The 13535-nt window shown below is 53.7% G+C and carries 14 protein-coding genes and 2 pseudogenes; 6 read left to right on the top strand and 10 right to left on the bottom strand.

The annotated features are described in order from the left end of the window. Positions 1–134 precede the first annotated feature (134 nt). The 6 genes and pseudogenes from ACTBDU_RS13150 to ACTBDU_RS13125 form a co-directional block, all read right to left on the bottom strand. Positions 135–290, bottom strand: a complete 156-nt coding sequence (locus tag ACTBDU_RS13150; RefSeq protein ID WP_438806769.1) for a helix-turn-helix domain-containing protein — start codon at positions 288–290, stop codon at positions 135–137. 11 nt (positions 291–301) lie between these two features. Beyond that, complete coding sequence (locus ACTBDU_RS13145; RefSeq protein WP_438806768.1) at positions 302–928, bottom strand: Mu transposase C-terminal domain-containing protein; 627 nt, start codon at positions 926–928, stop codon at positions 302–304. Positions 929–934: 6 nt separating this feature from the next. Then, positions 935–1405, bottom strand: a complete 471-nt coding sequence (locus ACTBDU_RS13140; protein ID WP_438806767.1) for a hypothetical protein — start codon at positions 1403–1405, stop codon at positions 935–937. Between the two features lie 416 nt (positions 1406–1821). Continuing rightward, on the bottom strand, positions 1822–2034 hold the full coding sequence (locus ACTBDU_RS13135) for a hypothetical protein (protein WP_438806770.1): 213 nt from the start codon (positions 2032–2034) through the stop codon (positions 1822–1824). An 85-nt stretch (positions 2035–2119) separates the two neighbouring features. After that, positions 2120–2308: pseudogene (locus ACTBDU_RS13130) on the bottom strand (hypothetical protein); the annotation flags it as partial. A gap of 41 nt (positions 2309–2349) precedes the next feature. Further along, positions 2350–2586, bottom strand: a complete 237-nt coding sequence (locus ACTBDU_RS13125) for a helix-turn-helix domain-containing protein (protein ID WP_438806766.1) — start codon at positions 2584–2586, stop codon at positions 2350–2352. 177 nt (positions 2587–2763) lie between these two features. Between ACTBDU_RS13125 and ACTBDU_RS13120 the strand changes: the two genes are divergently transcribed. Next, the gene (locus tag ACTBDU_RS13120; RefSeq protein WP_438805337.1) at positions 2764–3342 is read left to right on the top strand and encodes a transcriptional regulator; all 579 of its coding nucleotides are present in this window, start codon (positions 2764–2766) and stop codon (positions 3340–3342) included. A 614-nt stretch (positions 3343–3956) separates the two neighbouring features. Here ACTBDU_RS13120 and ACTBDU_RS13115 read toward each other — a convergent pair. The 3 genes from ACTBDU_RS13115 to metG form a co-directional block, all read right to left on the bottom strand. Then, positions 3957–4439 carry a hypothetical protein gene (locus tag ACTBDU_RS13115; protein ID WP_438806765.1) on the bottom strand — a complete coding sequence of 161 codons (483 nt, stop codon included), beginning with the start codon at positions 4437–4439 and terminating at the stop codon, positions 3957–3959. Positions 4440–4485: 46 nt separating this feature from the next. Continuing rightward, positions 4486–4716, bottom strand: coding sequence for a hypothetical protein (locus ACTBDU_RS13110; protein WP_438806764.1), 231 nt, complete (start codon positions 4714–4716; stop codon positions 4486–4488). A gap of 133 nt (positions 4717–4849) precedes the next feature. Next, complete coding sequence (gene metG, locus ACTBDU_RS13105; RefSeq protein ID WP_438806763.1) at positions 4850–6865, bottom strand: methionine--tRNA ligase; 2016 nt, start codon at positions 6863–6865, stop codon at positions 4850–4852. 185 nt (positions 6866–7050) lie between these two features. Here metG and apbC point away from each other — a divergent pair, with 185 nt between their 5' ends. Then, positions 7051–8160, top strand: coding sequence for an iron-sulfur cluster carrier protein ApbC (gene apbC / locus ACTBDU_RS13100; RefSeq protein WP_438806762.1), 1110 nt, complete (start codon positions 7051–7053; stop codon positions 8158–8160). A gap of 45 nt (positions 8161–8205) precedes the next feature. Here the strand turns inward: apbC and ACTBDU_RS13095 are convergent, their stop codons facing one another. After that, positions 8206–8388 (bottom strand): hypothetical protein, encoded by a 183-nt coding sequence (locus ACTBDU_RS13095; RefSeq protein WP_438806761.1) that lies wholly within the window; start codon positions 8386–8388, stop codon positions 8206–8208. 361 nt (positions 8389–8749) lie between these two features. Here ACTBDU_RS13095 and udk point away from each other — a divergent pair, with 361 nt between their 5' ends. The 4 genes and pseudogenes from udk to ACTBDU_RS13075 all read left to right on the top strand — a co-directional run bounded on the left by udk (position 8750) and on the right by ACTBDU_RS13075 (position 13375). Beyond that, the gene (gene udk / locus ACTBDU_RS13090) at positions 8750–9391 is read left to right on the top strand and encodes a uridine kinase (RefSeq protein ID WP_438806760.1); all 642 of its coding nucleotides are present in this window, start codon (positions 8750–8752) and stop codon (positions 9389–9391) included. An 80-nt stretch (positions 9392–9471) separates the two neighbouring features. Beyond that, the gene (gene dcd / locus ACTBDU_RS13085) at positions 9472–10053 is read left to right on the top strand and encodes a dCTP deaminase (RefSeq protein ID WP_438806759.1); all 582 of its coding nucleotides are present in this window, start codon (positions 9472–9474) and stop codon (positions 10051–10053) included. Positions 10054–10098: 45 nt separating this feature from the next. Continuing rightward, positions 10099–11904 (top strand): outer membrane assembly protein AsmA, encoded by a 1806-nt coding sequence (asmA, locus tag ACTBDU_RS13080; protein WP_438806758.1) that lies wholly within the window; start codon positions 10099–10101, stop codon positions 11902–11904. 368 nt (positions 11905–12272) lie between these two features. Continuing rightward, a pseudogene (locus tag ACTBDU_RS13075) lies at positions 12273–13375 on the top strand (IS3 family transposase). The last annotated feature ends 160 nt before the right edge of the window (positions 13376–13535 follow it).

The following is a 13535-nucleotide window of genomic DNA, read 5'->3' as shown; positions in this document are numbered from 1 at the left end:
CGAAGCAGCTCATGAAATTACCGACTATATCGTGGGATATTACAGCGCACTCAGGCCGCATAAATATAACGGTGGGTTGCCACCAAACGAATCAGAAAATAGATACTAGAAAAACGCTAACGCGGTGGCCAGTTTTAGTTGGCCACTACAACGTTATCAATATTTCCGTTGTAAACCCCCTTTAAATATTGTGAAATGGTCGCGCCGCTTAATCCGGTTTTATCGGCCGCCTTGCGCTGGGTGTAGCCTGACCGCGCCATCAGCTGGAAAATACGTTCTCGCGTTGTCATACAATATATCCTTACCGGTTATTACCGACCTTCTTGATATCGTGCTCATATTCGGATTCAAATAAATGCACCTTGTCTTTTTCAGGTGCCAATACCTGGGGTATCAGCAGCCTGTAATCGCTCTTCCTGGGTGCATCAATCACCGGGCGTAATTCGTCTTTTGCATTCTGAATTTTGCTTTCGGCGAGTTTGATGCGACGCTTGGCGCGTGCTCCCAGCGCTTTTTCCACTCTGGAGACCGGCACCAGCGAGGCAGTATTGCCATTCCATAGCGCAGTACAGAGATAAGCTTCATCCATCTGGCGAATAATCACTTCATTAGGATTATGGATATCGTAAGCCACCCGCACCGTCTGGCGGTCTACCTCAATCAGCTCTCTGGCAAAATACGGCTTATTCAGCAGTTCAGCCCAACCGCGCTGGGCCATGCGTTTTTCTTCCGGCATAAACATCTCGCGCAACTTGCCTAGCGTCAGGTATTCAATATTGTCCCCTTCCTCAGCCAGCAGGGCCTTGCGGTAAGCGGCCGCCGTCATCGATTTACCGTTGACCTTGGGCAGGGCGCTGTGCTCGTGGCTGTGGTTACAGCGCTGCACCTCCTCCTCGATAGCGTCTATCAGCTGCCGCCAGCTGGGCAATATCGCCTACGTCTTTTGCTGCGTGGCGTTCAGCTCCTTCCCCTGACGTAAGGCATTCGACAGACTCAGCAGTTTTTTTCCCTGCACCCGCGCCCCGTTGGGGTCAGCGCTTAGCCCGTTATAGGTCTGAAAGCGCAGGGCCAGCCTGCGTGGCAGCACGCCGTTCAGCCGCTCGATAATGCCCCGCGCCGGCGGGCTACCGGGGATACCGGTAATATGCTCAATACCCAGCCGGGGAAAAATCCTGGTGATATCCGCATCCAGCATCTTGTTGGTCTCGCCGCCGCCGTTATCGGAGTAGGCAAACAGCGGCTTGCCGTGGTGCTGGATGCCATAACGCCACGCATCCGCTACCGCGATGGCGTTTTCTTCTGCCAGTGACAGGCTCCTGCCCACCAGATAGCGGGTACGCCCGTCGAGCACCAAAGTCAGCTTTGGGGTAAAGGGCCGCCTGTGTATCAGATGCGCCACTTTCATGTTCAGCGACTTGCCGCCGGCTATCTAGCAGCCATTTTACCCGCATCTGCGCCCAATCCCGCTGCTGGTACACCTGATACGCCTTGAGCGCCGAGCCGGTGACCCGGCCCTTGACCCTTCGGTTGGGTGCAACCCGCTTGACCATGCGATTGGCCTTGTCGTAGGTCGGCAGGGCCGCCAGCATGGCAGGCTGGTCATGGTATTTACTCTGCCAGTCCGCCTGAAATGCGCGGTAGGCTTCCAGCAGCGTCGGGCCACAGGGTCGGGCATAATGCGGCCAGAACAGGGCGTAGAACCACGTCATGTCCTCGGGGCACTGCTGTCTTCAGCTTCCCCGGGAGCCAGTATCGCCAGACGCTCCTGGGGCCGCTCAGCACTGAAATAGAGACTCACTTATTCCTGTAGGCTGCTTTTGCTCACCCCTTGCCGGGGGTGCGGCCCTTTTTGGCGTTAGCCAGCGTGGCGGCGCGCTGCAGGGCCTCGGGCAATGTGCCGGCCTTTGACTCATCGACGATAAAGGTCACCGCCGCAATACGGGTCATGCCGGCCTGCTGTAACCGGACCACTTCCTGTACCAGCATCATGCGCGCACCGGCAATCTGCTTCTGCTGATCGTTCAGAGCCTGCACCTTGCGCTCGAGCGGGGCCGGACTGACGCATGATCGCCAGCTCATCGCGCGACTTGATGGCGGTACTGCGCTTGACCGACTCATCAACCGGCTGGGCCGGGGATTGCGCAATCAGGGTATAGTGCCGTTGTTTGATGATCTCGCGTGTTTGTTCCGGCAAACAATCGATGTGGTACTCGAAAGCCTTGGTGCCTGAACGCTTACGGACTAAATCGGGTGAATTTGCAGTCCGCTTATTCAATGACCAGCGAAGTCCCTGCAAGGTGCCAGGCAATCCGGGTAAACCGACTCACTCACTCACCGTAACAAACATAATTACGACACCTTGCCCATATAACAACTCGGCCAAATGCTGGCCGGATCCACATTGAGCGCATTAGCGATAATGCGTTCACCTTTGGGATAGGGACGATACAGCGCGTTTTTTAACGTGCTGGACGCCAGCCCCGAGCCGCGGGAGAGATCTTGCATGGTGATCCCCTTCTTGTGCAGGGAAGCCCCGATATCAATCTGGTGCCAGTCACGATGATTCACTTCATTTCTATTTATCATTCGATTACCCTAAAGAGTTAACCATGCGGGTAAGTCATGGGGCTCACCCATACAGCAATGACATCTCAAACTTAAGACAAGTAAAGCAAATAATGAATTTTCTTTTCTGATCGCCTCATATAAGAGATATTTTTTGTATTTTATTAAATATAATCAATAAGTTATAGAGAAAAGAAAATGAGGAAGAAGAAAACAAGTAATTTTGCTTTTGATATGGATGGAAAAGAAAATTTTGTCGCACGCCTTAAACAACTTATGGGCAATAGAAGCGCCAGAGCTGCTGCAACTGAATGGGAGTTATCCTTCTCAACATTGCACAACTATTTAACTAGAGGTACAGAACCATCTTTTACAGTGGTGCAGAGCATTGCATATAAAAAACACGTCAGCCTGGGCTGGCTTGCATTTGGTTCATCATGCACTCAAAAAGAAGTGGCCTCAACTAGCGAGATTCAGTCGATTAACGAGAAAAGCCTAATAAAAAATCCTTTAGAAGCTACTTGGCATATAATTTATAAGTCGCTGCATAAAAAAGATTTAGAGGTATTAATAAGCCTGCTTTTGCAAGAAGGGGCAAAGGGTGTATTGGCGTTATCAGGACGTAAAGATGACTTAGATAGCCTGTTACTCCAACTTCCAAAAGAAGAAAAAGAACGTCTGATAGCCCTACACGAAGCTAAAAAGGGGGCGGTATCTGAAGAGTGTGCAGTAGAAGATGTGGCAAGCTTAAACTGTAAGAAAAGTGGAGCGGCCTAAATAAAAATTAGGCCATTATCTATCTCATTTCATTATTTTTATGATTTACTAGTATTTTTTAACCTAATTTACATATATCTAATGGATGCCCAAAAGGCGTTTGAACTACCTTTAAATCTGCTCAAACCACAGTCATTCGAGTCCAGAATTTAGTGCAAAAAAATCATTTTTTGCCCATTTTTTTGCGACGAGTCCAGAATCTGTAAAATCTCTGTAAGCCGCGTCATTAAAGGGCTTCCGGCTAACCCATCGTTTAACTTAAGAGTCCAGAAATGATTGCCACCCCACAATCATAAAATCATCCATGATTGCGTTAATAAGAAAAACGACGATTGTAATCCGTTCGTTTTAACCTTGATTAACCTAGGTTGTTAAGGGAGAGGCACAACGGTTGCAGAAGGCGTGCGGCGCAAAAGCGCCAGTTGTCACCGGTAAAGCGCTGCTATCGCTGACAGCCGGCATACCCGATATCTTAGCGAGGATGCAGACAACCGCGCGACGTTGGCGAGAATGCGCTCCGACTTTCCGTCAATGTGACGGCGCACGCCTGTGCGCGGCCGCAATCGTCAGCCGATACCCCGTCGCCGAGCGGCGGCCAGGGTCGCGGCGCGCCCTTAGCCGGCAGCGCTGCGCGGCGCCAGATGAAACCCCCGGTAAAAGAACCACAGGCTTAACAGCGTGGCCAACATCAAGAGGCCAAAGATGGTCACCGGGGGCGTGTAGGTTAATAACAGCCCGGTCAATAAAGGATTGACCGCGCCGCCCAGGCTACTCAGGTTCTGCATGCAGTAATAACTGCCTTTTAGATGCGGCGGTGCGATAAAATCGACAACTATATATTCCACGGAAATAATAATAATCTCTCCCAGCGAGAAGATGGCGACGGCAAGCACCCACATCGGTAACGCGCGCTGGGCGAAAATAATCCCCGTCAGTCCTATCAGAAAAAACAGGCTGCCGACGGCCAGCCATTTCATGAGCGCGCCGCGCGTGATATGGCGGCTGGCCAGATATTGCAACGTCACGACGATGGTTGCGTTAACCGGCAAAATGATCCCTACCACCTTATAGGCAAAGTCAGGATCGAAGACCACCATCAAATATTGCGAAATGCGCTGGCGAAATGACTGGCCACCAGACTGCCTAAAGTGCCGCCAAGGGTGTGAACCAGATAAGTCTGCGGTCTTGATGCAGAATGGTCAGGGTTTGGCGAAAATTCGGCGTCTGACGTTCCGCGGGCGGGCGTTGATCTTCAAGATTTACCGGCGGCGATCCGAAACCCGGCATTGCTTTGCCGAGCAGCACTGTTGCAAGCAGGCTCAAAATGCCGGCCAACAAAAAAGGGGACAAGGGATGGGTGCCCACCATCACCACGCTTAGCGGTGGGCAGGAATAAGACCAGGTAAATGCCCCCTGGCGGGGCGGTAAGGAAACGGCGAAGGGGAAGCGGAGAGAATACCCCGGGGAGGGCTTGGGTACATTGCCCTCCGGGAATGTACAGCGCGGGTTATTTTACCGGCATGCCGGGCAGCGCACCCGCATCCGGGCTGAGCAGGAAGATATCCTTGCCGCCGGGGCCGGCGGCCATCACCATCCCTTCCGATATGCCAAAGCGCATTTTGCGCGGTGCCAGATTGGCTACCATGATCGTCAGGCGGCCCTCCAGCACTTGTGGATCGGGATAGGCCACGTGGATACCGGAGAATACCTGACGGCTGGTGCCACCGAGATCGAGCGTGAGTTTTAGCAATTTATCCGATCCTTCGACAGACTCGGCGCGCTTAATCAGCGCCACCCGCATATCCACCTTGGCAAAATCATCAAAATTTATCGCGGGGGCGATAGGGGCCTCGGCCAGCGCGCCCGCAGGCGCCGCTTCCAGGCGCGATGCCTCGATCACGGCCTCTACCTGGGCTGCCTCAATGCGACTGAACAGCGCCTTGAACGGACGGATGCGATGCGACAACAGCGGGGCTGACAGGTCGTCCCAGTCAAGTGGGGTAGCAAGGAAGGCTTCAGCCCGCTCTGCCAGCGAAGGCAGAACCGGTTTCAAATAGGTCATCAACACCCGGAATAGCTGGATACCCATTGAACAGATAGCCTGCAAATCCGCCTCGCGACCCTCCTGTTTCGCCACCACCCAGGACGCTTGCTCATCGACATAGCGATTGGCCAAATCCGCCAGCGCCATGATTTCGCGGATTGCGCGGCTGGTTTCGCAGCTGCTGAACGCATCGCCTATGGACGTTGCGGCATTAACGAAAGTGGCATACAGCGCTGGATCGGCCACCGTCGCCGCCAGCTGCCCATCGAAGCGTTTATTAATAAAGCCGGCGTTGCGCGCGGCCAGATTAACGACTTTATTCACGATATCAGCGTTGACCCGTTGGATGAAATCTTCGAGGTTAAGGTCGATATCATCAATGCGCGACGACAGTTTAGCGGCATAGTAATAGCGCAGGCAGTCTGCATCCAGGTGCGTCAGATAAGTGCTGGCTTTAATAAAGGTGCCGCGCGATTTGGACATTTTGGCGCCGTTGACGGTCACATAACCATGCACAAACAAATTGGTCGGTTTGCGGAAATGGCTGCCTTCGAGCATCGCCGGCCAGAACAAGCTGTGGAAATAAACGATGTCCTTGCCGATGAAATGGCAAAGATCGGCCTTGGAATCCACATCCCAAAATTCATCAAAGCGGAGGTCGCTGCGCTTCTGGCACAGGTTCTGGAACGCGCCCATATAGCCGATCGGCGCATCCAGCCAGACATAGAAATATTTGCCCGGCGCCTCCGGCACTTCAAAGCCAAAGTAAGGCGCATCGCGGGAAATATCCCACTGCTGCAACCCTGACTCGAACCACTCCTGCATCTTGTTCGCCACCTGCTCTTGCAGCGCGCCGGAACGCATCCAGGCGCGCTGCATTTCGCTGAAAGCGGGTAAATCAAAGAAGAAGTGTTCCGATTCCCGCATGACCGGCGTGGCGCCCGACACCGCCGATTTCGGATTGATGAGATCCGTCGGGTTATAGGTGGCGCCGCAGACTTCGCAGTTATCGCCGTATTGATCGGGGGAATGGCATTTCGGGCAGCTGCCTTTCACGAAGCGATCGGGCAAAAACATGCCTTTTTCGGGATCAAACAGCTGGGAAATGGTCCGCGATTTAATAAACCCGTTTTCTTTCAAACGCTGGTAAATCAAGCTCAACAGCTGCCGATTCTCTTCGCTGTGGGTAGAATGGTAGTTATCGTAGCTGATGCCAAAGCCGGCAAAATCCGTCTGATGCTCCAGGTTCATTTTATTGATCATCTCTTCCGGCGCAATACCCAGCTGCTGCGCCTTAAGCATGATTGGCGTGCCGTGAGCATCATCAGCACAAATAAAATAAACCTGATGGCCGCGCATTCGCTGATAACGGACCCAGATATCCGCCTGAATATGCTCGAGCACATGGCCGAGATGGATGGAACCGTTAGCGTAAGGTAACGCACAGGTTACCAATATTTTTTTCGCGACTTGAGTCATGGTAGGAATAGGCTTTCGTTAAGTGTCATAAGGGCAGCCGATGGTAACCGATAGCGATGCCTCACGTAAACAAGCGGCATGCCTGTCATCACGGCGGTGAACTTTTTTTCCGCCGTGGTGGATGAGCTCTGTTATGCTAAGGCTAATGGTTACTCATCCTCTAAACAAAACCCAAAGGAGCCGGGATGAATCCTTTTACGCCGCAAACCACCCCTGAAGCGCTGCGCGAGCAAGTAAGCCGCGGGCTGGGCGCTTTCAAACACCCGACGCTGAAACGCGATTTAACCGTGTTAAAAGCGTTACATCACAGCGCGTTGCTTGACGGCACGCTGCACATTGAGCTGGTCATGCCGTTTGCCTGGCAAAGCGGTTTTGCCGAGCTTAAGGAAAGCGTCAGCGCGGAGCTGCTACGCCTGACCGGCGCCACCGCCATCGACTGGAAGCTGATACACAATATTGCCACTATGAAACGGGTCAAGGATCAGACGGGGGTAAGCGGCGTGCGCAATCTGATTGCCGTCAGCTCCGGCAAAGGCGGCGTGGGCAAATCCAGCACCGCCGTCAATCTGGCGCTGGCGCTGTCGGCAGAAGGCGGGCGCGTCGGGCTTCTGGACGCGGATATCTACGGCCCCTCGATTCCGACCATGCTGGGCACCACCCACGAGCGACCCACGTCGCCGGACGGGCAACATATAACGCCGATTATGGCCCACGGTCTGGCGACAAACTCCATCGGCTACATGGTGACCGAAGATAATGCCATGGTCTGGCGCGGTCCCATGGCCAGCAAAGCCCTGTTGCAGCTGCTCACCAATACCCTGTGGCCGGAGCTGGATTATCTGATACTGGATATGCCTCCCGGCACCGGCGATATCCAACTGACGCTGGCGCAGAATATTCCGGTGACCGGCGCGCTGGTGGTGACAACGCCGCAGGATATCGCCTTGGCGGATGCGCGCAAGGGCATTGTGATGTTCGCCAAGGTCGGCGTGCCGGTACTCGGTATCGTGGAAAACATGAGCATGCGTATTTGCAGTCATTGCGGCCATCTTGAAGCGATTTTCGGCACCGGCGGCGCGGAAAAGCTCGCGGAACAGTACCAGTGCGCGCTGGTGGGGCAACTGCCGCTGCATATCAGCCTGCGCGAGGATCTGGACCGCGGTGAGCCAACGGTGGTAAGCCGCCCCGAAAGTGAATTTACCGAAATGTATCGTCAACTCGCGGGCCAGGTGGCGGCGCAACTTTACTGGCAGGGGGAAGTGATCCCGACCGAGATTGCTTTTAAGGCCGTTTGACGGCCTATCACGCCAGGTTTTATAGCTAGCGTGCGAAGTGTGAGGTTAACTCGCGGGCGCCAGCTTCGTTTCCCGCTCCGGCCTTAGCGCCGGGGACGGACGATGCAGGTCATCGCAAGTATAGACTTTGGTCACCGACGCCACGCTAAGGGCTATCTGCTCCAGCCCATAAAGACCAATTTCGAGGCGCAAACAATGGCGCCGGCGAGACAGAACAGCATTAGCCATTGCTAGCAGGCCTGGCGGGTATCCGTTTTCAACAGCAAAACCCCCATAATTAAGCCCGCGCAAGGTAATAACAGCATGCTGTCGCCAAAAAAAGTAAACCAATGCCAACTTATGGGATCCCTTATAAGGTAGAGCCGGCCCAACGGCCACGACGGGCTACTTTACCCATATGACAATAGCAGCTCCAGCATGAATAGTCTTAACCTGGCTGGCGCAAAGCATGACCGGCGGTAAAAAATACCCCGCTGTGCTGCCCTGCGGCCCGGTAATGCTGGCGTGTACTTGCCCCGCACCCTATAATTGCCGCGTAAATTGCTGCCTCACCGTCGAGGCATACTCAGATTATCAGGCCTTTGATTGTATGACTGACAAGCCCCACCAGTGCGTTATTATCGGCATTGCCGGCGCATCCGCCTCAGGAAAAAGTCTTATCGCCAGCACGCTGTATCGGGAGTCGTGCGACCAGGTCGGCGATGAGCATATCGGCATCATCCCCGAAGACAGCTATTATAAAGATCAAAGCGGCATGACCATGACGGAACGGATCAAAACCAATTATGACCATCCGAGCGCCATGGATCACAGCCTGCTGTTTCAACATATCCAGATGCTGAAGGCCGGCTTGCCGATTGAAATGCCGGTCTACAGTTATGTCGAGCATACCCGTCGTCCTGAAACCCTCCACCTGCGGCCAAAGAAAGTCATCATTCTGGAAGGGATCCTGCTACTCACCGATTTACGCCTGCGTCAGGAGATGAATTTCTCAATCTTTGTTGATACCCCGTTGGATATTTGCCTGATGCGCCGCATGAAACGCGACGTTAATGAACGCGGCCGATCGATGGACTCCGTTATTGAGCAATATCAGCGTACCGTCCGCCCCATGTTTTTGCAGTTTATCGAACCGTCAAAACAATACGCCGACATCATTGTCCCGCGCGGCGGAAAAAATCGGATTGCCATCGACATTTTAAAAGCGAAAATCAGTCAGTTTTTCGAATAATTCCCGTGTAGTATTTGAGACCTGACCGGTTGCCGTTGTAGCGGCAACCCAGCCTTCACGCCCTTAGGGAGAGACAAGCGATGAGATTGTGCGATCGTGATATTGAGATCTGGCTGGATGAAGGCCGACTGGACATCGCGCCGCGCCCGCCAATAGAAAGGATTAACGGGGCGACGGTGGATGTGCGACTGGGGAACCAGTTTCAGGTTTTTCGGGGGCATACCGCGGCGTATATCGATCTTAGCGGGCCAAAAGATGAGGTGACCGCGGCGCTGGACCGGGTAATGAGCGACGAAATCCAACTGGCCGAAGGCGAAGCGTTTTTCCTGCATCCGGGTGAGCTGGCGCTTGCGGTCACCCTGGAATCGGTTACGCTGCCTGATGATCTGGTCGGCTGGCTTGACGGACGCTCCTCCCTGGCCCGTCTGGGTCTGATGGTACACGTGACCGCACACCGGATCGATCCCGGCTGGCAGGGTAGAATCGTGCTGGAGTTCTATAATTCAGGTAAGTTGCCGCTGGCGCTGCGCCCCGGCATGTTGATAGGCGCCCTGAGCTTTGAGCCGCTGAGCGGTCACGCGGCCCGTCCCTATAACCGGCGTGAAGATGCCAAGTACCGCAATCAGCAAGGCGCCGGGGCCAGCCGGATTGAGAAGGAGTGAATCGTCGGAGTCCTGTGGCATCGGGTTATAACGAAAGAGGACCGTATGAGAAGATTACTGACGACGCTGTTCATTTTACTGGTGGTGATGGTGGCCGGACTAACGGCTATGGTGGCGCTAATCAATCCCAACGATTTCCGCAGCTATGTGATCACGCAAGTAGAACAGCGCAGCGGCTATCATCTGGCGCTGGAGGGTGATTTGCGCTGGCATGCCTGGCCGCAATTAAGCATCCTCGCAGGCCGCATGAAACTCACCGCCCCCGGCGCAACGGTCCCCCTGGTCAGTGCGGAAAATATGCGCCTGGATGTGGCGCTATGGCCGCTGCTTTCTCATCAACTGTTGGTAAAGCAGGTCATGCTGAAAGGCGCGGTGATTACCTTAACCCCCGACAGCGCGGCACGGCAACCTGAAAATGCGCCTATCGCGCCGGTGGCCACCCCGGAACCTGAAGAAGGCAACGGCTGGTCGTGGAATATCGGCAGCCTGCAGGTCGCCGACAGTCTGCTTATCTGGCAGCGCGATGCCAACGAGCAACTTAATTTGCGCGATTTGAATTTGCAGATGAAACAGGACGATGCGCGCAAAGCGAGTATCGAATTTTCCAGCCGTCTTAATCGCGATCAGCGCGATTTGGCGGTCTCGCTTAACGGTAGTCTGGATCTGAGTCAATACCCGCGTCAGGTCAGCGCGCACATGAATAAATTCAATTACAGACTACGTGCGAGTGGCTTGCCGGAGCAGGGAATAGAAGGTGAGGGAGCCTTCAACGCCGATTACTTCGCCGTCAATCAAACCTTGACGCTTGGTGTGTTAACCTTCAGCGCTAACGACAGTGAATTAAGCGGACAGATAAGCGCCCGGCTGGGCGAACAGCCGGTATATCAACTTAATTTAGCGGCGAAGACCCTGAATCTGGATATGCTGCTGGGTTTGCAGCCGCCCACCGATGACAACGAGGCGCGGGTGCAAAACCAAAACGCCGGCAGCGGTCGGCCGGTCATTGCCAACAGCGCCCCGACGGATAATGCCCTGTCCAATCTCAATGATTTTAGCGGGCAGCTTAACTTGAGCGCCCAAAAGGTTATCTATCACGGTCTGACGATGACCGATTTACAGGTGAAGGCGGACAACCGCCGCGGGCAGCTCACTTTAAACACCTTTACCGGAAAGCTTGGCGAAGGGACGTTCAATCTGCCGGGTACGCTTGACGCCACTGGTGAGCAGCCGGTGTTCCATTTGCAGCCGCAGCTTACACGTGTCGCCCTTGGCCCGCTGCTGAAAGCGCTTGCCTTACCCCAGACATTGACCGGCCAGCTCTCTTTGCAGGGAAAAGTGCAGGGACATAACTTTACCGCGAACGACTTCGCGCGCGCCTGGCAAGGCTCGGCGGCCATAACATTGGATAACGCCAAACTGGAAGGGCTTAATATTTCGCAGTTAATACAACGAGCGGTAACGCGTACCAATAATAATGTGGGGGCCGAGGAGCGTGCCGAGCGTTATTCACAAGTCCGTCAGCTTACCGCCAACGCCACCCTTAACCGGGGCAATCTGCGTCTTGACAATCTGGCGGGAGACCCCGATTTGCTGGCGCTGACCGGTGACGGCACGCTGAATTTGCCGGCACGGCAGTGTGATGTGAACCTTCAAATTCGTGTGCTGCAAGGGTGGAAAGGTGATCAGCAACTGGTGAGCATGCTCACCTCTACCGCGATTCCGCTGCGGGTGTATGGTTCCTGGGATGCGTTAAATTATCAACTTAATGTGGACCAGCTTCTGCGCGAACGCCTGGAAGATGAGGTTAAGAAACGGTTGAAGGAATGGGAACGCCAAACCCGGGAAAGGTGAAAAGGCATCGGGTGATGGGGCGAACCGGGAGTCGTGAAAGGTAAAACAACAACGCCGTAGCAAGTATTACCCACACGACGAATGCGATGGCGTTTGGCTATCGCACTACGGACCCGTGGGAAGAGTGCCATCACTGTAGCGATGCAAAATATTCTGGACTAATTTGCAGACAATTCTGGACTCCCTTAAACCCTAAAAAATGGCTATTTTGGACAGTCCAGACTTGATTGCAAAATCTATAGCTAAGGCGGGCGTCAAGCTTCTCCAGCTACTCCCCTTCGGAGATACCGGTTGTTTGTAGTGGCACACTGAATTTGGCCATCTGAACTGAGGTGATATGCTCACCTCAGAACAACACGGGTGCACCAATAAAAAGAAGAAATTTTAGTCCTGAATTCAAACGCCAATCCGCTCAACTGGTTGTCGACTAAAATTACACCGCCGCGCAAGCAGCAAAAGCCATGGACGTCGGCTTTTCTACGATGACGAAATGGGTAAAACAACTGCGTGATGAGCGACAGGGGAAAACGCCAAAACCCTCCCCCATAACCCCGGAACAAATCGAAATACGTGAGCTCAAGAAAAAGGTACAACGCATTGAAATAGAAAACAAAATATTAAAAAAGGCTACAGCGCTCTTGATATCAGACTCCCTGAACAGTTCTCGTTAATCGGAAAACTCAGAGCGCATTATCCTGTGGCCATACTCTGCCACGTGTTCAGGGTTCATCGCAGCAGTTACAAATACTGGAAAAGTCGTCCTGACAGGCCAGACGGCAGACGAACGGTATTGCGCAGTCAGGTTTATGAACTGCACAATATCAGTTATGGTGCCGCTGGCGCGAGAAGTATCGCCACCATGGCAACCCAGAGAGGCTTCCGCATGGGGGGCTGGCTCGCTGGCAGGCCCATGAAAGAGCTGGGGCTGGTCAGTTGTCAGCAGCCGACGCACAGGGATAAGCGTGAGGGTTAGGAGCATGTTGCGATCCCGAATTATCTTGAGCGCCAGTTCGCTGCAACGGAGCCAAACCAGGTATGGTGCGGCGATGTGACGTATATCTGGACCGGGAAACGCTGGGCATACCTTGCGGTTGTTCTTGATCCGTTCGCGAGGAAACCGGTGGGCTGGGCTATGTCGTTCTCCCCGGACAGCAGACTGACCATCAAAGCACTGGAAATGGCATAGGAAACGCGTGGTAAACTAGCCGGAGTGATGTTCCACAGCGATCAGGGTAGCCACTATACGAGCAGCCAGTTCCGACAGTTGCTGTGGCGTTACCGGTTCAAACAAAGCATGAGTCAGCATGGTAACTGTTGGGATAACAGTCCGATGGAGCGCTTCTTCAGAAGTCTGAAAAACGAGTGGATACCGGTAACGGGCCACATAAGCTTCAGCGAAGCAGCTCATAAAATTACCGACTATATCGTGGGATATTACAGCGCACTCAGGCCGCATGAATATAAACGCTAACGCGGTGGCCAGTTTTAGTTGGCCACTACAAACCAAATGCAAGCCAGCCCAAGCTGACGTGTTCCTTATATACAATGCTCTGCACCACTGTATAAAGATGGTTCTGTACCTCTAGTTAAATAGTTGTGCAATGTTGAGAAGGATAACTCCCATTCAGTTG

Origin of the sequence: Sodalis sp. (in: enterobacteria), from assembly GCF_051710625.1 — a bacterium.
Lineage (GTDB): Bacteria > Pseudomonadota > Gammaproteobacteria > Enterobacterales > Enterobacteriaceae > JBPESN01.
The sequence above is the reverse complement of the archived record's forward strand: the minus strand, read 5'-3'. Positions and strand labels throughout refer to the sequence as shown.

Bases quoted from the DNA above. Each gene is read 5' to 3' on its own strand.
- ACTBDU_RS13140 (WP_438806767.1), bottom strand. From the start codon at position 1,405: ATGAAAGTGGCGCATCTGATACACAGGCGGCCCTTTACCCCAAAGCTG.
- apbC (WP_438806762.1), top strand. From the start codon at position 7,051: ATGAATCCTTTTACGCCGCAAACCACCCCTGAAGCGCTGCGCGAGCAA.
- ACTBDU_RS13115 (WP_438806765.1), bottom strand. From the start codon at position 4,439: ATGGTGGTCTTCGATCCTGACTTTGCCTATAAGGTGGTAGGGATCATT.
- dcd (WP_438806759.1), top strand. From the start codon at position 9,472: ATGAGATTGTGCGATCGTGATATTGAGATCTGGCTGGATGAAGGCCGA.
- metG (WP_438806763.1), bottom strand. From the start codon at position 6,865: ATGACTCAAGTCGCGAAAAAAATATTGGTAACCTGTGCGTTACCTTAC.
- ACTBDU_RS13150 (WP_438806769.1), bottom strand. From the start codon at position 290: ATGACAACGCGAGAACGTATTTTCCAGCTGATGGCGCGGTCAGGCTAC.
- asmA (WP_438806758.1), top strand. From the start codon at position 10,099: ATGAGAAGATTACTGACGACGCTGTTCATTTTACTGGTGGTGATGGTG.
- ACTBDU_RS13120 (WP_438805337.1), top strand. From the start codon at position 2,764: ATGAGGAAGAAGAAAACAAGTAATTTTGCTTTTGATATGGATGGAAAA.
- ACTBDU_RS13125 (WP_438806766.1), bottom strand. From the start codon at position 2,586: ATGATAAATAGAAATGAAGTGAATCATCGTGACTGGCACCAGATTGAT.
- ACTBDU_RS13095 (WP_438806761.1), bottom strand. From the start codon at position 8,388: ATGGCTAATGCTGTTCTGTCTCGCCGGCGCCATTGTTTGCGCCTCGAA.
- udk (WP_438806760.1), top strand. From the start codon at position 8,750: ATGACTGACAAGCCCCACCAGTGCGTTATTATCGGCATTGCCGGCGCA.